This is a genomic window from Flavobacterium sinopsychrotolerans (assembly GCF_900110375.1).
GTDB classification, from domain to species: domain Bacteria; phylum Bacteroidota; class Bacteroidia; order Flavobacteriales; family Flavobacteriaceae; genus Flavobacterium; species Flavobacterium sinopsychrotolerans.
In genome coordinates this window covers 254,855-273,424 of sequence record NZ_FODN01000002.1, presented here as the reverse complement: position 1 = coordinate 273,424, position 18,570 = coordinate 254,855, and the positions used below count along the sequence as shown (strand labels likewise).

16 protein-coding genes are annotated in these 18,570 nt (G+C 33.3%); 13 read left to right on the top strand and 3 right to left on the bottom strand.

What is annotated here, in order from left to right:
• Positions 1-61 precede the first annotated feature (61 nt).
• Together BMX64_RS05485 and BMX64_RS05480 are read left to right on the top strand one after the other, a co-directional pair.
• Positions 62-1,180 carry a beta-barrel domain-containing protein gene (locus BMX64_RS05485; protein WP_167543023.1) on the top strand — a complete coding sequence of 373 codons (1,119 nt, stop codon included), beginning with the start codon at positions 62-64 and terminating at the stop codon, positions 1,178-1,180.
• Positions 1,181-1,185: 5 nt separating this feature from the next.
• Positions 1,186-2,502 carry a TolC family protein gene (locus BMX64_RS05480; protein ID WP_091166946.1) on the top strand — a complete coding sequence of 439 codons (1,317 nt, stop codon included), beginning with the start codon at positions 1,186-1,188 and terminating at the stop codon, positions 2,500-2,502.
• A 9-nt stretch (positions 2,503-2,511) separates the two neighbouring features.
• Here BMX64_RS05480 and BMX64_RS05475 read toward each other — a convergent pair whose 3' ends face one another.
• Positions 2,512-3,240 (bottom strand): biotin--[acetyl-CoA-carboxylase] ligase, encoded by a 729-nt coding sequence (locus BMX64_RS05475; protein ID WP_091166944.1) that lies wholly within the window; start codon positions 3,238-3,240, stop codon positions 2,512-2,514.
• A gap of 95 nt (positions 3,241-3,335) precedes the next feature.
• On the opposite strand from BMX64_RS05475, the gene rsfS reads away from it, so the two are divergent.
• The 7 genes from rsfS (at position 3,336) to BMX64_RS05440 (ending at position 8,951) form a co-directional block, all read left to right on the top strand.
• Positions 3,336-3,707 carry a ribosome silencing factor gene (gene rsfS, locus BMX64_RS05470; RefSeq protein WP_091166943.1) on the top strand — a complete coding sequence of 124 codons (372 nt, stop codon included), beginning with the start codon at positions 3,336-3,338 and terminating at the stop codon, positions 3,705-3,707.
• Between the two features lie 19 nt (positions 3,708-3,726).
• On the top strand, positions 3,727-5,652 hold the full coding sequence (gene ftsH, locus BMX64_RS05465; protein WP_091166940.1) for an ATP-dependent zinc metalloprotease FtsH: 1,926 nt from the start codon (positions 3,727-3,729) through the stop codon (positions 5,650-5,652).
• A 113-nt stretch (positions 5,653-5,765) separates the two neighbouring features.
• Positions 5,766-6,368 (top strand): lactate utilization protein B/C, encoded by a 603-nt coding sequence (locus BMX64_RS05460; RefSeq protein WP_091166938.1) that lies wholly within the window; start codon positions 5,766-5,768, stop codon positions 6,366-6,368.
• Between the two features lies 1 nt (position 6,369).
• Positions 6,370-7,260 carry a phosphatidate cytidylyltransferase gene (locus BMX64_RS05455; RefSeq protein ID WP_091166937.1) on the top strand — a complete coding sequence of 297 codons (891 nt, stop codon included), beginning with the start codon at positions 6,370-6,372 and terminating at the stop codon, positions 7,258-7,260.
• Positions 7,250-7,906, top strand: a complete 657-nt coding sequence (locus tag BMX64_RS05450) for a phosphatidylserine decarboxylase family protein (RefSeq protein ID WP_091166934.1) — start codon at positions 7,250-7,252, stop codon at positions 7,904-7,906. The genes BMX64_RS05455 and BMX64_RS05450 overlap by 11 nt, the downstream gene beginning before the upstream one ends.
• On the top strand, positions 7,903-8,184 hold the full coding sequence (locus BMX64_RS05445) for an acyl-CoA-binding protein (RefSeq protein ID WP_091166932.1): 282 nt from the start codon (positions 7,903-7,905) through the stop codon (positions 8,182-8,184). The genes BMX64_RS05450 and BMX64_RS05445 overlap by 4 nt, the downstream gene beginning before the upstream one ends.
• Positions 8,181-8,951 (top strand): superoxide dismutase, encoded by a 771-nt coding sequence (locus BMX64_RS05440; RefSeq protein ID WP_091166930.1) that lies wholly within the window; start codon positions 8,181-8,183, stop codon positions 8,949-8,951. Before BMX64_RS05445 ends, BMX64_RS05440 begins: the two co-directional genes overlap by 4 nt.
• 117 nt (positions 8,952-9,068) lie before the next feature.
• Here the strand turns inward: BMX64_RS05440 and BMX64_RS05435 are convergent, their stop codons facing one another.
• Together BMX64_RS05435 and BMX64_RS05430 are read right to left on the bottom strand one after the other, a co-directional pair.
• The gene (locus BMX64_RS05435; RefSeq protein ID WP_208858959.1) at positions 9,069-10,877 is read right to left on the bottom strand and encodes a glycoside hydrolase family 13 protein; all 1,809 of its coding nucleotides are present in this window, start codon (positions 10,875-10,877) and stop codon (positions 9,069-9,071) included.
• A 33-nt stretch (positions 10,878-10,910) separates the two neighbouring features.
• Positions 10,911-12,776, bottom strand: coding sequence for an alpha-amylase family protein (locus tag BMX64_RS05430; RefSeq protein WP_091166928.1), 1,866 nt, complete (start codon positions 12,774-12,776; stop codon positions 10,911-10,913).
• 316 nt (positions 12,777-13,092) lie between these two features.
• Here BMX64_RS05430 and BMX64_RS05425 point away from each other — a divergent pair, with 316 nt between their 5' ends.
• From BMX64_RS05425 to BMX64_RS05410, 4 genes are all read left to right on the top strand, one after another.
• Positions 13,093-14,685, top strand: a complete 1,593-nt coding sequence (locus tag BMX64_RS05425) for an OstA-like protein (RefSeq protein ID WP_091166927.1) — start codon at positions 13,093-13,095, stop codon at positions 14,683-14,685.
• A gap of 153 nt (positions 14,686-14,838) precedes the next feature.
• Entirely contained in the window at positions 14,839-16,026 is a 1,188-nt protein-coding gene (locus BMX64_RS05420) for an aspartate aminotransferase family protein (protein WP_091166925.1), read from the top strand.
• Positions 16,027-16,250: 224 nt separating this feature from the next.
• Positions 16,251-17,648: a tetratricopeptide repeat protein gene (locus BMX64_RS05415; RefSeq protein ID WP_091166923.1), complete on the top strand. Its 1,398-nt coding sequence runs from the start codon at positions 16,251-16,253 to the stop codon at positions 17,646-17,648.
• Positions 17,648-18,397, top strand: a complete 750-nt coding sequence (locus tag BMX64_RS05410; RefSeq protein WP_091166921.1) for a shikimate dehydrogenase family protein — start codon at positions 17,648-17,650, stop codon at positions 18,395-18,397. Before BMX64_RS05415 ends, BMX64_RS05410 begins: the two co-directional genes overlap by 1 nt.
• Positions 18,398-18,570 lie beyond the last annotated feature (173 nt).

Sequence of the window (18,570 nt, the reverse complement as noted above, 5' to 3'; positions counted from 1 at the left end):
TCTAAATCGAGTTTTGATAGCATTTCTTATAATTATAGTCTTTTTAATTTTTACCATAAAAATGAACGATACGGTAAGTTTTAAAGAAGGACAAATCTTTTCTGATACTCCCCAACTAAAAATAAACGCACCAAATGAAGTGAAAGTTTTAAAAGTACGAGTGAAAGAAGGTCAGGAAGTACAAAAAGGAGATACACTTTTTGTACTTGAAAATAAAAAAACCAAATCTGATTATGACATCTTAAATACAAATGTTTCCGGAATGAAAAACAAAATAAATATTATAAATAAATTGATTTTCAATACAATCAATCGGAAAAACTCTTTAAAACAATTATTGGAAATCCAATCAAAAATTTATAAAACGGATCGTAAAAAAGCAGAACAGGAAATAAGTTCTTTGAATACTAAAATAAATTTATCCTCACAACAAACTTCAATCTTAACAAATAAATTCCAAACTGATTCCTTGCTTTATACTAAAGGAGCCATTTCTAGATATGAGATGACCGAAACAAAAAACAGGAATTTAGATGATCAAAAAGGGCAGTTGGATATTCAATCTAACTATCATGTAAAGAATTATGATTTTGAAAATTTATCCAATAATTATCAAAAAACAAATAACGATTTGCGGCGCAACATTATTGATGTAGAGAATCAAATTCATAATTACCTGCGTGATATTGTTGAGCTTCAAACACAAATTAAGGATGGAAAATCCAATCTTACTTATATTTCTGATGAGTTAGGTAAATTGCTTGTAATATCCCCAATCGAAGGAACTGTTTCTAATCTTTATAACGCTAGGCAAAATCTGGAAATTATCAACAAAGGAGATATTCTCACTATAATTGCCCCAAAAAGAGAAGCCTTTTACGCAAAAGTAATTTTAGATGAAAAAGACCTTGCTTACATAAGAAAAGGCCAAGAAATTAATTTGAAACTGGATGCCTATAATTATTATCGATTTGGTGCTATTAAAGGAACAATTACCTATGTTTCTCCATCGGATGTAGATCAAACATTTTACTGTTTGGCAAACATAAAAAAGTACAATCCAAACATTAACCTAAAGGCAGGTTATAAACTTAAAGGAGAAGTGATTATCGAAAAAATGAAGCTTTATCAATACATCATCAAAAAATTATTCAACAAAATTGATAGTAATCTTAACTAGTCGTTATGAAGAATTCCATTTTTTTTGTAGTGTTTCTTATGTTTTCAAATTCATCGTTTGGACAGGATTTTGTGTCTTTTGCTGATTGCTTAGATTTAGCAATAAAAAATAATTTATCCCTGAAAAGCGCAGTCGTTTCCGGAGAAATAGCTACTAATGAATATAAATCCAGCTATGGGAAATTATTACCCTCTATAAATGCAACGGTTGAAAACAAAAATTCATGGGGTAGAGAAATAGATCCTGACACTAATTTATTTGTTGACAAAAAAATAGAAAATTATTCCGGAAATATTGGCGCATCTTATAATTTATTCTCTGGTTTTTCGACCCTAAATTCTATCAAATCAGCTAAACAGGATATGAAAATAAATGAAGCCAATATTAAAAAAATTGAAAATGAAATCACAATCGATCTTGCCCAAAAATACATCACTATTTTATATTTGCAAGAAATTATTTTATCCAATCAGGAACAAATAAAATCGAGTAAAAAACAACTGGAAGTAGCTGTTTTAAAGTTTGATTCCGGAGTGATATCTGAAAGTGAAGTGTTTAAAATAAAATCCCAAAAAGCCACTGAGGAATTGAATTTACTAACCAACCAAAACACTTTAGCAGATAATTTAATCAGTCTAAAGCAATTAATAAATATTTCTTTAGAAAAAGAAATCATCTTACTAAAACCTAATTTAGAACGCTATGAAAATTTAGAAATAAATGAAAACCAATTTTCTTTGGCTAACAAAGCTGTCAAAATAAATCCTTCTTATTTGATGAATGTTTTAAAAGAAAAAAAAACACGAAATGAACTTTCCATTTCAAAGGCATTATTATATCCTTCATTAAGCATGCGTTTTTCGTATGGTTCTTTTTATACTGTCAAAGATCCTTTTGTACCGTTTAAAGAACAATTTGATGCCAATCTTTCAAAAGGACTTCGATTCAATTTATCAATTCCTATTTTTAGTCAGTTAGAAAATGCTTCAAAAATTAAAATCAGTAAACTCAACTATAAACAATCCAAATTAGAGACTCAAATCGAACAAAACCGTCTTTCGAAAGAAATTTTAAAGGCCATCAACGATACAAAAACATCTATAAAAAAAAATGAGTCAGCAGCAATTGCTTATGAATTTTCTAAAAAAAGTTATGAAGCCGATGCCTTAAAATTTGAATTAGGTAAGATTAACATCAATGAATTAAATATAACAAAAATGAACTTTAATAATTCCCAAGCAGAGTTAATCCAATCAAAATATGAGTTACTATACAACAATGCGCTAATAAAATTCTATTTAGGCGATCCTTTTGTATTATAAATTTTATCCTCAATATAGCATTTGAATTTCCTTGATATCAAACTCAGAAATACTGTCGTCTTCCAAAAGAATCTGAAGTTTCCCAACCGAAGAAATCCCTTGAATAATACCCATAAAATTAGTATTATTTTTACCTGAAAAAGGCATTGGTATCCCTTTTTTATATAATTTATCAGTGTAGTCAGACCATAAGATATCAGGATGCTGTTTCCATAACACTATACTTTTCTCCATTTGATCTATAATGGAAGAAAGCAAGACTTCCTTATCGAATTCAGATGTAGAAATTACCGCTAAAGAAGATGCTTTTGGTAAATTTTCAAAATTAGTTTGATTCACATTTAGACCTAAACCGACAATAGAAATTATAGTACCATCACTTTTTATACTATTTTCTATCAAAATGCCACCTATTTTTTTATTATATGACATTATGTCGTTAGGCCATTTAATACTAAGATCAGGAATCTTAAATGTTTCCAAAACAGTAATTACGGCAAGTGAAACTACAATATTCAGATTATAAATTTGACAAATATCCGATAAAAAATCCTTAACCAAAATACTCATTGTTAAGTTTTTACTCGCCTCAGAAGTCCAAACAGCGCCCATTTGACCTTTCCCTTTTGTTTGATTCTCTGCGGTAACAACAGTCAAGTTTTCGAGCTCTTGTTTATTCGATAACCCTTTAAGGAATTCGTTTGTAGAATCTATGGCATCGAGTTTGATTACTTTCATATACGTTTTTTTGTGAAACAGAATTTAATATTGTGTTAAGGTTCAAAAATAATCACAAAAAATGGTAACTTTACAAACTTATATAAAAATAATTCATGGCGAAAAAGACTATAAATAATGACGTCCTATTGGCGAATATCATTAAAGGGATAGAAGAAGTAAAAGGAAATGATATCACTATTCTTGATTTAAGAGAAATAGACACTGCAGTTTGTGACTATTTTGTAATCTGTAATGGAAATTCAAATACACAAGTTAACGCAATAGTCAACTCCGTACAAAAAACAGTTTCAAAAGAATTAAAAGACAAGCCTTGGCATGTTGAAGGTACTGATAATGCGGAATGGGTATTAATGGATTATGTTAATATTGTAGTTCATGTATTTCAAAAACACATCCGTGAATACTACAACATCGAAAGCTTATGGGGCGATGCTAAAATAACGACCATAGAAAACAAATACTAAAGACATATAATCCGTAGTAATGGCTAAAGAAAATAATCCAAATCCGAATAAGTTTAAAGTAAGCCCTTGGCTAATCTATACTGCAATATTATTAATTTTCTTATTTATAAGTTTTATAACTAATGGTTCAAGTCTAAACGAACCAGGACAATTGACCTCTTCTAAATTTAATGACTATTTAGAAAAAGGACAAATTGAAAAAGTTATCGTATACAATAAGACAGAAGCAGAAGTATTTCTTAACGCTGCTGCATTGAAAGATGCTGCGCACAAGAAAGTTTCTAAAGATGTTTTCGACAGACCTAACAAAGGACCACACTACACGTTTGACATTGGTAATGATCAAATATTTCAGAACAAATTAGAGAAAGCTGTTGCAGAAGGTAAATTGAAAGATTTTAACTTCTTGGCAAAAAGCAATTGGTCAGATATCCTGATTAGTTTGTTACCTATCATAATCATTATTGCAGTTTGGATATTTATCATGAGAAAAATGTCTGGCGGCGGAGCTGGAGGTGGTGGACAGATTTTCAATATTGGAAAATCAAAAGCTAAACTTTTTGATGAAAAAACAGATATCAAAACTACTTTTAAAGACGTAGCTGGTTTAGAAGGTGCAAAAGAAGAAATTCAAGAAATTGTTGAATTCCTTAAAAACCCTGAAAAATATACCAATCTGGGTGGTAAAATTCCAAAAGGAGCTTTACTCGTTGGACCTCCGGGAACAGGTAAAACATTATTGGCAAAAGCCGTAGCTGGTGAAGCTCAAGTACCATTTTTCTCTTTATCAGGTTCAGATTTTGTTGAAATGTTTGTTGGTGTGGGAGCATCACGTGTACGTGATTTGTTCAAACAAGCCAAAGAAAAATCTCCTGCAATTATTTTTATTGATGAAATAGATGCAGTAGGTAGAGCTAGAGGAAAAAGTAATATGTCCGGTGGAAATGACGAACGTGAAAATACATTGAACCAATTGCTGACAGAAATGGATGGTTTTGGAACTAATTCTAACGTGATCGTTTTAGCTGCAACAAACAGAGCCGATGTACTTGACAAAGCTTTAATGCGTGCTGGCCGTTTTGACAGACAAATTTTTGTAGACTTGCCAGATATTCGCGAAAGAGCTGAAATTTTTAAAGTTCACCTTGCTCCGTTGAAAAAAATTGAAGGATTAGATACTGAATTTTTGGCCAAACAAACTCCAGGATTTTCTGGTGCTGATATTGCAAATGTATGTAATGAAGCTGCTTTGATTGCTGCCAGAAATAACAAAACTGCTGTTGACAAACAAGATTTCCTTGATGCTGTTGACAGAATTGTTGGTGGTCTAGAAAAGAAAAACAAAATTGTTACACCTGATGAAAAGAAAGCAATTGCAATCCATGAAGCAGGTCACGCAACGGTAAGTTGGATGTTAGAACATGCTGCTCCGTTAATCAAAGTAACAATTGTTCCTAGAGGACAAAGTTTAGGTGCTGCGTGGTATTTACCGGAAGAACGATTAATTGTTCGTCCAGACCAAATGCTTGATGAAATGTGTGCCACAATGGGTGGAAGAGCTGCTGAAAAAGTAACTTTCAACAGGATTTCAACTGGTGCATTGAGTGATTTAGAAAAAGTGACCAAACAAGCACGTGCTATGGTAACTATTTACGGATTGAATGAAAAAATTGGTAATGTAACCTATTATGATTCAACTGGGCAAAGTGAATATAATTTATCTAAACCATATTCAGAAGAAACGGCTAGAGTTATTGACGAAGAAATTTCATTACTAATTGAAAGTCAGTATCAAAGAGCTATTCAAATCTTAGAAGAAAATAAAGAAAAACTAAATCAACTGGCAGATATTCTAATTGAAAAAGAAGTTATTTTCAAGGATGATTTAGAAGCAATTTTTGGAAAAAGAACTTTTGATAAAAATCTTGATGAAGTAGTATCATAGTAAACACCAAAATTATTTAATTATTTTTAAAATCTTAATTCAAAAACTACTTTTGAATTAAGATTTTTTTATCTTTGGACGTTTTCAAATAATATATAGTATCTTACATAAATATGAATCTTTTTAGAAAATTTTTTGGTTCTAGCCATCCAGCATCAGAGGAAGATAAAGAAAGTGAATTTAACAGTTCCCATTCTGATAACACGCCTTCTATAGACGAAAAATTTATCTATAATTTTAAAAAAAATGGAGGTAAGTTTTTATACTGTGAAAATACTGAAGAACTAAAAGAACAATTTGAAAACATACTCGAAGAAAATGATTGGTTTGAAAGCGAAGTTTTGTGCTATGAACCAAGTCTTTTCGGAATGCTTGACGAAAATAAACTCGTATATAATAAACCTGCAAATCCGAAATTTCTTCTTGCTAATTGTGAGAATTTAATTGCTGAAGAAGGTTCTATATTATTTTCTTCTAAACAAATAAAACAGCACAAACCAAATGAGCTGCCAACTAATATCATCGTAATTGCAACTACAAGTCAAATGCTTGATTCAAAAAGTGACGGGCTTAGTGCAATAAAAAAGAAATACGAAAGAGACTATCCTACCAATATTACTACTATAAAATACTTTGAAAAAGCAAAAGTAGAAGATTTCACACAATACGGAAGTTCAGCAAAAAATCTATATTTATTGCTTTTAGAAAACCTTTAAGATGAATGAAACTCTAAAACGAGGTATATCAGGAGCTATTTATATCCTATTATTACTTGCTTCTATTTTATATTCTACTGAAAGCTTTTTTATCCTTTTTGGTGTCTTTCTTATTATTGCAGTTTACGAATTTTGCAATTTAGTTCAAATACATAAATTATTTCCAATTCTTTTTGGTACAACTTTATACACAACAGTAACTTTAGTGAGTCATTACAATCAAATCACTACAGATACTATAAATAAAATTTTCAATACTAATTTAGAAATTTCAATAAATGTCAAACAATTAGATATTGTGCTATTGGTCATTGCATTAGTGGTATCTATAAAATGTATCCTTTTTTTATTTTATGATAACATTCAAAAAATAAGCACTTCATCAAAATACTTGTATTTGTTAGGGTATATTATACTGCCTTTTGTGTTCATCACTAAAATTTCATTTGGAATAAATGATTATAATCCAAAAATTATAATTGGATTATTTATCTTAATCTGGACCAATGATACCTTTGCTTATATTGTAGGTAAATCTATAGGTCGAACCAAATTATTCGAAAAAATATCACCTAAAAAAACATTTGAAGGATTCTTTGGAGGAATCGTATTTGCAGTTTTAGCAGGTTATTTAATATCAAAATATTACATCAAAGCTAATCCGGAATTTAGCGACAGATCCGTTCTAATTTGGACATCTATAGCTGTGATTGTTGGAATTGCAGGCACTATTGGAGACTTAATCGAATCTAAATTCAAGCGTATTGCAGGCGTAAAAGATAGCGGAAACATAATGCCTGGTCATGGAGGCATACTAGATCGACTAGATAGTGTTATATTTGTAGCACCAATTATATTTTTATTTTATCAAATTTTAAACTATGTTTCATAAAGAAGGAACCCAATCGATTTTATTTGGATCAATTTTCGTAGCTGTAGTCCTTTTATTGACTGACAATTTTATTGACACCAATTGGATTAAAATGGCAATACAAATAGCAGCCTTATTGCTTTTGATTATCATATTACAATTTTTTAGAAATCCAAAAAGAACTGTGATAATCAATGAAAATCACATTCTAGCTCCCGTTGATGGAAAAGTAGTTGTAATTGAAGAAGTGTTTGAAAGCGAATATTTCAAAGACAAGCGTCTACAAATATCTATTTTCATGTCTCCAATAAACGTTCATGTTACGCGTTATGGCTTGAGTGGAATTGTAAAATTCAGCAAATACCATCCTGGAAAATTCTTAGTGGCTTGGCATCCTAAAGCTAGTGAAGAAAACGAAAGAACTACGGTTGTAATCGAAAATAAAACTTTTGGTGAAATTTTATACCGTCAAATTGCCGGAGCTTTGGCGCGAAGAATCGTAAATTATGCCGAAGAAGGAATGCAGGTAATTCAAGGAACGGATGCTGGATTTATAAAATTTGGTTCAAGAGTAGATATCTTTTTACCATTAGGAACACCAATAAATGTTGTTTTGAATCAAAAAGCAATTGGAGGAAAAACAATTATTGCTACAAAAGGAGAATGATTGAAAAAAATTTAGATACTCGATTTCTTGAAGCGGTAGAAATAGCCTCTAAAATGACACAGGCAGAGTTGCCACAAGATGTCCAATTGCGGCTTTATGCATTCTATAAACAAGCTACTTTTGGCACTCTAGATCTAAAGCAAACTTCTACCTATCATTTAAGAGATGCATTTAAAACTAATGCTTGGATGCAGATTAGCCACCTCACGCCAGATGAAGCCAAAGAACAATATATAGAAATGATTCATTTTCTAAATAAAAACAGTAATCAATTATGAAAAAGATAGGCCTTTCAATTCCAGTTTTATTTCTATTTACACTTTTACTTTCTTGTAATGATAAAAAATTAACTGAAGTGGTTGATGTTCCTCTTCCTGTTGTTGAAGAAAAAGTGGTGGTTGGTTCCCCAGATGATGTGAAGGCAGATGAAGGATCATTTCAACTTGAAAAACTTCCTTATGCCTATGATGCTCTAGCACTAAATATATCAGCAACAACCTTAGAAATGCATTATTCCAAGCATTATCTGACCTATACAAACAATTTGAACAGAGCTGTATTAGGAACTCCATTAGAAAATCTGACTATAGAAGAAGTATTAGCCAAATTAGATCCTAACGATGCTACACTGCGTAATAATGCCGGTGGATTTTACAATCATTCCTTATATTGGAAATGCATGGCACCAAAAGCTGGAGGTGAACCAACAAATGCATTATCTGAAGCAATTATTAAAGATTTTGGTTCCTTTGAAAACTTTACTAGTTTATTTAAAGATGAAGCTACAAAACAATTTGGTTCCGGTTGGGCTTGGCTTGTAGTAGACAGATCTGGAAAACTGCAAGTGACTAGTACTCCAAATCAAGACAATCCTTTGATGCGTAATGCTGTTGTTCCGGGAACTCCAATATTAGCTTTAGACGTATGGGAGCATGCTTATTATTTAGATTACCAATACCGAAGAAAAAATTATATCGATGCATTTTTCAATGTAATTAATTGGAGAAAAGTAGAAGAAAATTACGATGCTGTTGCAAAAAAATAGCTTTCGCTTCTAATCATAAAAAAATGCTGATATAAATTTATATCAGCATTTTTTTTATAATAAACTCTGGTTTTATATTTTCTATTTTAACTCTGAGTTTTATCTAAATATTTCAGGTTATTTCAAAATGGTATTGCTCAATACCACAACATCCATTGGTTTTATTATCAGCTTTTTCATTACTTTTTTAGTAAAAACATCTCTGAATTTTCCTTTTTTAAGAATTGGGTTGGTGAAATGAATGTTTTTATCACTTCTATTAATGATTACAATCACCTCTTGATTGCCAAGTTTACGGCTAAAAGCATATGTCTTTTCGGCATCATTAGTTTCAATCGTTGTGTAATTCCCAATCCTGATTGCCTCATATTGATTGCGTAAAGCAATGAATTTTTTATACCAATTAAATAAATAAGTATTGAAGTCCACTTTATCCTCCTCATGTTTACTTTGATCAGGATTTAATATTTCTGCATTATAATTTTTGTCATTCCATACCATAGGTTTACGACAATCCGGGTCGTTACTTCCCCACATACCGGTTTCATCCCCATAATAAATCATAGGTGATCCCAAATATAACATTTGAAATGCCGCAATTAATTTTTGCTTTTCCAATTGTTTATCTGTTGGTTTTCGAGCATTATAATCGATATTATTACTTTTCTGGCTCCAATTAAAGTAGGCTCCCCAATCGCTAAATTTTTTCCCGTCAGGATTTGCTACCGCGCTACCAATTCTTGTGGCATCGTGGCTTCCCACTAAATTCTGCATATTATGTGCAACACCTTCTCCAAATCCTTCACGCAATTCCTTCAATTGAGTATCAAATTGGGTAACAGAAATCCCTTTTGCATCTTGCACAAAAAAATCATGCACCAGAAAAGAAAAATTATAATTCATCGTAGCATCAAATTCATCTCCGCTTAAATATGGTTTTGTTTTATCAATAGGATCAACTAATTCAGCTGTCAGATACGCTTCGCTATTAATTGATTTTACTTCATTTCGCCAATCTTTCCAGAAAGGATGTGCAATGCAATACGCTACATCCAATCGCCAACCATCAATTCCGTATTGAGCACCTTTATTCATTGGATTCATCCAACGCTTGGTCGCATCAAAAATATATTTTTTAGGACCGGATACTATTCCGTTCTCATCCTCTTTGAACTCTGGTAAGGTTTTTACACCAAACCAACCTTGGTATTCAAATTTAGTGCCTTTGGCAGCATCTCTCCAACTGTCGACCATGAACCAATCTTTGTAAGCTGACTTTTCCTGTTTTTCCTCCACATCTCGAAAAGCAAAACTATTCACTCCTAAATGGTTGAAAACCCCATCAAAAATAATGAACATTTTACGTTTATGAACTTCATCAATAAGTTTAAGAGCCAATAAATCCGCCTTTGTCCAAACCCATTTTTCAGGATTTAAAGGATCTTCGTTCATTATCATTTTTTTATCGCCTTCCGGATCAGGTCCAAATGATGGATCAACATGGTGATAACACAATGCATCATATTTATGGGAAGATGGCGCCCAGAAAATTGGGTTCATGTAAATAGCATTAATGCCCAATGATTGCAAATAATCCATTTTATCAATTACTCCCTGCAAATCTCCACCGTAACGTCTGCGTTGAAGATTGTAATAAATATCTTTTCCGTTTTTCTTTTCGTAAGGTTGCAATTCGTACCAATCGCTCGTCCACGGATGAATTTGAAAATCAGAAGTACTATCAAAAGGATACGCGCCATCTTGATCTTCTACTTTTGGGTCATTTGAAGGGTCCCCGTTATGAAACCGATCCGGGAATATTTGATACCACACTACTCCTTTACTCCAATTTGGGGTAAAATCAGTTTGTGCAAATGATGGCATGAATACTAAAAACAGTAAACAAATTGTGATTTTTTTAGTCATTAAATAGAGTTTAAAATTTAGTTATTGATTTTTTTACAATTGAAAAATAAACGATTCCGATGGAGCGATTGTAATTTGTGCTTTTCCTTCACCATTCAAAACCTGTAGCTGAATAGAATTTTTATGATACAATTGATCCGTTACTGTATAATTACCATCTTTCAAATTCCATTTTTGAATGATATTTGAAGGGATTTTTAATTCGAAATTGCTGGTGGTAATCCAAGAAAAATTAGTGACAACTATTAATTTTTGAGTATCAGACCAGCGTATGAAAGCATAAATCCCCGGATCGTAACCTTGAGTTGTTTGGCGATTCAATGTTTGAAGTTCTTGATATTCCCCCATCAAAGCCGAACTATTCAGAGAGAAATTCAATAATTTTTTATAAAAATCACGCAACTCTTTTTCATCCTGCGATAACTGACCTCCATCAAATTTACCGTCGTTCATCCAGCGCTGATGACTAGGAACTCCGATATAATCAAAAATTGAAGTTCTAGAATGAGTTCCAAAGCCTGCATTTTCATTCCCAGCCTCACCTACTTCCTGACCAAAATAAACCATCGTAGGCGAAGTGCTTATAGTTGTAGAAACCACCATCAAAGGCTTACCTTTTTGTGGCGTTCCCGCAAATTCAGGACTTGCCAAACGCTGTTCATCATGATTATCCAGAAAATGCAACATGTGATGCTCAATATCTGCCATTCCGTTTTGTATGTCTGATAATCCATCAGGTAATGATTTTCCTTGAATGATATCTTTCAATTTATCATAGGTTTCTACTTTATCATACAAATAATCCATTTTACCCAAATGAATATAATTTCTATATTCTTTAGGATTGTAAACTTCGGCTAATAAAAAAGCATCCGGATTATTCACTTTAATGGCTGAATTCATGTAACTCCAAAATTCATACGGAACCATTTCGGCCATGTCAAATCGAAAACCATCCACTCCTTTTGCAGTCCAATACAACGCAATGTCTTTGAATTTATCCCAAGAATCTGGAACGTCTTTTCCTTTCCAAAAATCGAAATGTTCCTGATATGATTTGTTATCAAAACCATCCGGAAGTTCCGGAAAATCTTTGGAGCCATCCGGACGAATACCGTAATTTACTTTTATCGTTTCATACCAGTCGTTTTTATCAGGTTTCGCCAAACGGGATCCGTTCCCAGTCCATTTTGCTGGACTTTCTTCAAATTTTCCATCAATCAATGGATTCTTTTCTCCATTTAGCGGTTTATCCGTATCTGGGATTTCAAAGCGTGTATTTGGAATATAATAGAAGTTATTGTCTCTTTTATATTCAACAGTTGTATCATCATCAGCACCAAAATCCCTAACGCCATCCGGATTGCTCTTGCCTTCATATTTGCGCGCAATGTGATTGGGAACAATATCGATAATCACTTTTAAACCCGCTTTGTGTGTTCGGGCAATCAAAGCTTCAAATTCTTGTAAACGATTCGCGGGATTTACGGCCAAATCTGGATTTACATTGTAATAATCTTTTACGGCATAAGGAGAACCTGCTCGTCCTTTTACCACTTCCGGATCATCATTAGAAATCCCGATAGCGGAATAATCCCGAATCACAGCATGATGCGGAACTCCGGTGTACCAAACATAAGTAACTCCCAAATCCTTGATTTCCTGCAAAGCTGTTTCCGTAAAATCATTGAACTTGCCTACTCCATTTTCCTCAATGGTTCCCCAAGGTTTGTTAGTGGTATTTTTATTTCCGAATAATCGGGTAAAAACCTGATATACAACTTCTTTTTTATTAGAGGCTTTCTCGTTCTGTTCTGCGTTCATTTTTAGATCTTTCGTTTTACAGGCTGCAGCCAAAAGCACTACGCTTATACTGACAACAATAGTTGTTTTTTTCATCTTATAAAATTATTTATGCTGATTTCAATTATTTAATAACAAAATGAATATCAATTTTTAAATTTAATATTTTTTCAATAAAACAAGTCTATATCGTTTGAAATTAAATAATTCTGTTTTCAAAAGCAGACACTACAACGTAGGAGTTGCGACATTTGTTGATAACTTTAAAAAGGAAAAATTTTAGCTTTAGCTGCCCATTTGACTAATTATAAATAAATCCTAATATGGATTAGGATTGTTTCCTTTTTCATAAATTTGACAAAAATTAAATCCATTGAAGAAATCACTGTTTTTCCTTCGTTATTGTTTGCTAATGCTTGTTACTAATTTGGTTTTGGCGCAAGCCCCAAAAAAAATTATTGTAGAAAACTCTGATTTTGCCGATGTAAATCAAGTAGAAATTCCTGATGCATTATTACTTATCGGAAACGTACGTGTCAATCATGACGGTGTGGTAATGACTTGTAACAAGGCATATTATTTCCAAAAGGAAAACTACATAAAGGCTTTTGGAAATGTTCAAATGGTGCAAGGAGACACTTTATTTTTGAATAGTAAATATGCGGAATACAACGGAAATGTAAAAAAAGCGTATGCTTCCGGAGATGCCGTAATGAGTTCTCCAGAATCAACTTTGACTACGGAAATAATTAATTTTGACCGAAATATTCAAGAAGTATTTTACGATACGCCAGGGACAATTACCAATAAAGAGAACACGTTAAAAAGTAATTCAGGAAGATACTACGTAAAACAGAAAAAATTCCAGTTCCTTACTGCGGTTACTATCACAAATCCAACGTATGTAATTAAATCAAATCACTTGGATTATTTCAGTAATTCAGGTCACTCGTATCTTTTTGGACCTTCAACAATTACCAGCAAAGCCAATTATATTTATACCGAAAAAGGCTTTTATGATACCAAAAAAAATCTGGCGCATTTCCTTAATAAATCCTACATCAGATACGATGATCGGGTAATTAAAGGCGACAGTTTGTATTACGACCGAAACCGGGAATTTGCATCAGCAACCCGCAATGTAAAAATAACGGATTCTATCAATCGCGGAATTGTAAAGGGACATTATGCCGAAGTGTATAAAAAACTAGATTCGATGTACGTAACCAAAAGAGCCGTTGCCGTGAATTTTGTCGAAAATGACTCTGTTTACATCCATGGAAAAAAATTAATGGTTACCGGAAAAGAGGGAAATAGAATTATCCGAGCGTTCAATAATGTCCGATTTTTCAAAACGGACATGAGTGGAAAATGCGATTCGATTCATTCTAGTTCTAAAACAGCCTTGACAAAAATGATTGGAAATCCGATACTTTGGAATGCAGAAAATCAAATTACTGGCGATGTTATGCATCTAATAGGAAATAACACAACTCAAAAACTAGATTCACTCAAAGTACTCAATAATACATTCATCGTCTCCAAAGACACGATAGGAACTGGCTATAATCAAGTCAAGGGACAAGATCTCTATGGTAAGTTTCAGGAGGGAAAACTTCATGATGTTGATATTGTAAAAAATGCCGAAGTTATCTATTACATGCGGAACGAAGCGCAGGAGCTTATAGGTATCAACAAAAATAAAAGCAGCAAAATCAATCTTATTATTGAAGATAATGAGGTAGAAACTATCACATTTTTTCAACAAATAGATGGTGACATTTTTCCTGAAAAGGATTTACCCGAAAATGCCAGAAAACTGCGAGGACTGGTCTGGCGTGGCGATGAACGAATAAAATCGAAGGATGATATTTTTCCACCTGAAGAAAATGAAGACAACGACAAAATAGCAAAAGCTACCAAAACAGCTGAAGCCAAAGAGGATATTCCTATGAAAATCCGGAAAGAAACGCTGAATTACGATAAGAAGAAAGTGAAAAAATAGTATTCGGTTTTCATTCCGAAGCCTCGGGAGTAGTTTTCAGTCTCAACTTACGGACAACAGCTTTCGGGATATCCGATTAAAAAAAATACCTTAAAAAAACTTCGTGAACTTTGCGAAAAACCTCGTGAACTTTGCGGTTAAATTTCTAAAAAATTGAATACAGATTTCTTAAAATACCAAGCGCAAACCTCTCCCTATCCATTGGGCATGGAAGTTTCACATGCAGTAGGTTCTTACATTTACGATACTAATTCTAAGAGATATTTGGATTTTGTAGCTGGAGTTTCGGCTTGTGCCTTGGGACACCAACACCCAAGAGTCAATCAAGCCATTAAAGATCAGTTAGACAAATATTCTCACGTCATGGTTTATGGCGAATATTCACAAAGCCCGGCTGTAGAATATTGCAAATTGTTAGCCTCGCTCCTGCCCGCTCCTTTAGACACCACATATTTAGTCAATTCAGGTACAGAAGCTATTGAAGGCGCCTTAAAACTCGCCAGAAGAACCACCGGAAGAAGCCAGTTGATTTCGTGTCATAATGCGTATCATGGCAATACTATGGGTTCTATGAGCGTCATGGGATTTGAAGAGCGCAAACAAATTTTTCGTCCGTTGATTCCTGATGTTGATTTTATCACGTTCAACAACGAAGAAGATTTACAAAAAATAACGAATAAAACAGCAGGAATTATTCTAGAAACCATTCAAGGCGGCGCCGGATTTATTCAGCCACACAATGATTTCCTTAAAAAAGTGCGCGAGCGCTGCACCGAAGTTGGTGCAATGATGATTCTGGATGAAATCCAACCTGGCTTCGGTAGAACAGGAAAACTTTTTGGATTTCAGAATTATGATGTAGTTCCTGATATCGTGGTTATGGGAAAAGGAATGGGCGGCGGCATGCCAGTAGGCGCTTTTACAGCTTCATCGGCAATGATGGAATTATTGAGTCATGATCCAAAACTGGGTCATATCACCACTTTTGGAGGTCACCCTGTCATTGCGTCAGCCTGCTTAGCGACTTTGCAGGAAATAACTGAGACCAATCTCATGGCCGAAGCGATGGAGAAAGAAAAGCTATTGCGATCACTTTTGGTACATCCTTTGATAGAAGAAATAAGAGGAAAAGGATTGATGCTGGCCGCAATGACAAAAAGTGCCGACATAACAAACGAAGTGATTCTTAAATGTCAAGATAAAGGACTTATTTTATTCTGGTTACTATTTGAAGGATGCGCCATAAGAATCACGCCTCCTCTTACCATTTCTAAAGAAGAAATACGAGAAGGTTGCAGCATCATACTTGAAGTAATGGATGGAATTTTGAACAAGAATTAATAGTTAAAAATATCGCAATTGGGAGCTATTTCCTGCTATCCGTTGCAATCTTTTACTTTTTAAAGAAAAAAAGTAAAAGGATTTCCACTCTTATCAGGGCTATGGCATCAGTATTAAACCAAAGCTTTTTTTGTTAATTAAATTGTTCACAACAATTCTAACTTTCCCTCACAGTACAAGCACGATTACCTAAATTTATTTAGGCCAAATTAAAAACACACAGTATGCAATTAAGCAACGAAGAAGAAGACTATAACTTATCCCTGTCTAAATTTGAGTCCATGTTGAAAACCAACAAAGTGCTCTTTTTTGACTCCGAAGAATTTGAAGAAATTATTCTTCATTATCTCGATATGGGTAAGGCCGCTTTGGCAAAAAAAGCACTGAAACTGGCATTGGAACAACACCCAAAATCTACCGGACTAAAACTAGTTCAAGTGGAAATGTTAGTCTATGATGACAAACTCGAATTAGCCGAAAAGCTATTGAATGAGTTGTACGCCATTGAACCAACCAATGAAGAAATTTACATTCAAAAAGCCAATATCTGCTCCAAAAGAGACCAACACGAAAAGGCAGTTGAATTATTAAAAATAGCGTTAAAATACACCGATGATTATGCCGATGTCTATAATTTAATAGGCATGGAATATCTTTTTATGGACAATCTTGAAATGGCAAAAGAAAGCTTTATCAAGTGTTTAGAAGAAGATTTGGAAGACCAGTCCGCATTGTACAATGTGGTGTATTGTTTTGAGTTTTTAGATCAAAACCAAGAAGCGATTACCTATTTAAAAAAATACATTGACAAAAACCCATACAGTGAAATTGCCTGGCATCAACTGGGACGTTTACACTATGGCGTTAAAGAATATGAAAATGCGATTCGTGCCTTTGATTATGCCACTTTAATTGATGATGAATTCCTTGGCGCTTTCATGGAAAAAGCAAAAGCGTATGAACGTTTAAAAAAATACGATGAAGCCATAGAAAGCTACAGCAGAACCATTGAATTAGATGATGCGACTTCGTATGCTTTACTTCGAATGGGGAAATGTTATGAAAGATTAGGAAACAAAGCTTTAGCATTAAAATATTTCAATCAAACCGTGCATGAAGATCCACTTTTAGATAAAGGCTGGATTGCCATAACTGACTTTTACGTTCGTCAAAAAAATCACCAAAAAGCGTTATTTTATGTCAACAAAGCATTAGCTATTGACAACCAAAATCGTTTGTATTGGAAACGTTTTGCAACCATTAATAAACAAATGAATTTCTTTGAAGAAGCTGAATTTGGTTACCGAAAAGCAGTGGAATTTGGTGATACCGGACTAGACACTTGGTTATTTTGGGTTGATATTTTGCAATTTTTAGGTGAATTTGAAAGTGCAATTCAAACGTTATTACAAGCTTCAGAATATTTTCCAGAAGAAAATGAAGTTGAATACCGTTTGGCAGGATTGTATTTTATGCTAACGGATAATACAAAAGCAAAGTTCCATTTAAGCAATGCCTTACGATTGAATTTTGACAATTATATCCTTTTAGAAGATCTATTTCCGGTAGTTTGGGCAAAAAAAATGGTGCAGAATTATATTGCAAAACATAAAAAACAATAATGGTTGATACAGTTAGAAAACGCTTTGGATTATTAGGACGCAACATTAGTTATTCTTTTTCTAAAGGATATTTTACCGACAAATTTAATAGTGAAAACTTTGCCGGTTGTACCTATGAAAATTTCGATATTCCTGAAATAAACGCTTTTTCGGAAATAATTAAAAACACTTCAGATTTAAAAGGATTGAATGTTACTATTCCGTACAAGGAAGCAGTAATTCCGTTTCTAGATAAATTATCAAAAAAAGCGGAAATAATTGGTGCTGTAAATACCATTATAATTACCAAAAAAGGGAAATTAAAAGGCTACAATACAGATTATTATGGTTTCAAAAAATCATTAGAACCACTATTGCAACCGCACCACAAAAAAGCTTTGATTTTAGGAACTGGAGGCGCTTCAAAAGGAGTGGCTTTTGCTTTGGACGAACTAAACATTCCCTACACTTTTGTTTCGAGAGAAGCCAAAGAAAATGGAATTGATTACGACCGAATCAACGCGACAACATTTGATAATTACCAAATCATCATAAACGCTACTCCAGTAGGAACAAGCCCTGACGTAGATGCGTTCCCATTAATCCCGTACGAATTTTTCACGGATAAGCACATTGCTTATGATTTAATTTATAATCCCGCTGAAACGCAATTCCTTAAAAAAGCAAAACAACAAGGCGCGCAAATCAAAAATGGCTTGGATATGCTTGTTTTTCAAGCGGAAAAAGCTTGGAAAATTTGGAATAAATAATAAAAATACAATTCTATATTTAGTTGTATTTATATAATTACAAAACACCACTGTCTTTGAGTGGTGTTTTGCATTAATAAAAATTAAATTCGGAGAAAAACTCACAATAAAACCGATAAAACCCTAGCCCTGATGGCAGCGGCATCCTTTTTTGTCTCGTTTTTCAGAGACAA

Coding starts and splice junctions, on each gene's coding strand:
- BMX64_RS05485 (WP_167543023.1), top strand. CDS start 62: ATGAACGATACGGTAAGTTTTAAAGAAGGACAAATCTTTTCTGATACT.
- BMX64_RS05480 (WP_091166946.1), top strand. CDS start 1,186: ATGAAGAATTCCATTTTTTTTGTAGTGTTTCTTATGTTTTCAAATTCA.
- BMX64_RS05475 (WP_091166944.1), bottom strand. CDS start 3,240: ATGAAAGTAATCAAACTCGATGCCATAGATTCTACAAACGAATTCCTT.
- rsfS (WP_091166943.1), top strand. CDS start 3,336: ATGGCGAAAAAGACTATAAATAATGACGTCCTATTGGCGAATATCATT.
- ftsH (WP_091166940.1), top strand. CDS start 3,727: ATGGCTAAAGAAAATAATCCAAATCCGAATAAGTTTAAAGTAAGCCCT.
- BMX64_RS05460 (WP_091166938.1), top strand. CDS start 5,766: ATGAATCTTTTTAGAAAATTTTTTGGTTCTAGCCATCCAGCATCAGAG.
- BMX64_RS05455 (WP_091166937.1), top strand. CDS start 6,370: ATGAATGAAACTCTAAAACGAGGTATATCAGGAGCTATTTATATCCTA.
- BMX64_RS05450 (WP_091166934.1), top strand. CDS start 7,250: ATGTTTCATAAAGAAGGAACCCAATCGATTTTATTTGGATCAATTTTC.
- BMX64_RS05445 (WP_091166932.1), top strand. CDS start 7,903: ATGATTGAAAAAAATTTAGATACTCGATTTCTTGAAGCGGTAGAAATA.
- BMX64_RS05440 (WP_091166930.1), top strand. CDS start 8,181: ATGAAAAAGATAGGCCTTTCAATTCCAGTTTTATTTCTATTTACACTT.
- BMX64_RS05435 (WP_208858959.1), bottom strand. CDS start 10,877: ATGACTAAAAAAATCACAATTTGTTTACTGTTTTTAGTATTCATGCCA.
- BMX64_RS05430 (WP_091166928.1), bottom strand. CDS start 12,776: ATGAAAAAAACAACTATTGTTGTCAGTATAAGCGTAGTGCTTTTGGCT.
- BMX64_RS05425 (WP_091166927.1), top strand. CDS start 13,093: ATGCTTGTTACTAATTTGGTTTTGGCGCAAGCCCCAAAAAAAATTATT.
- BMX64_RS05415 (WP_091166923.1), top strand. CDS start 16,251: ATGCAATTAAGCAACGAAGAAGAAGACTATAACTTATCCCTGTCTAAA.
- BMX64_RS05410 (WP_091166921.1), top strand. CDS start 17,648: ATGGTTGATACAGTTAGAAAACGCTTTGGATTATTAGGACGCAACATT.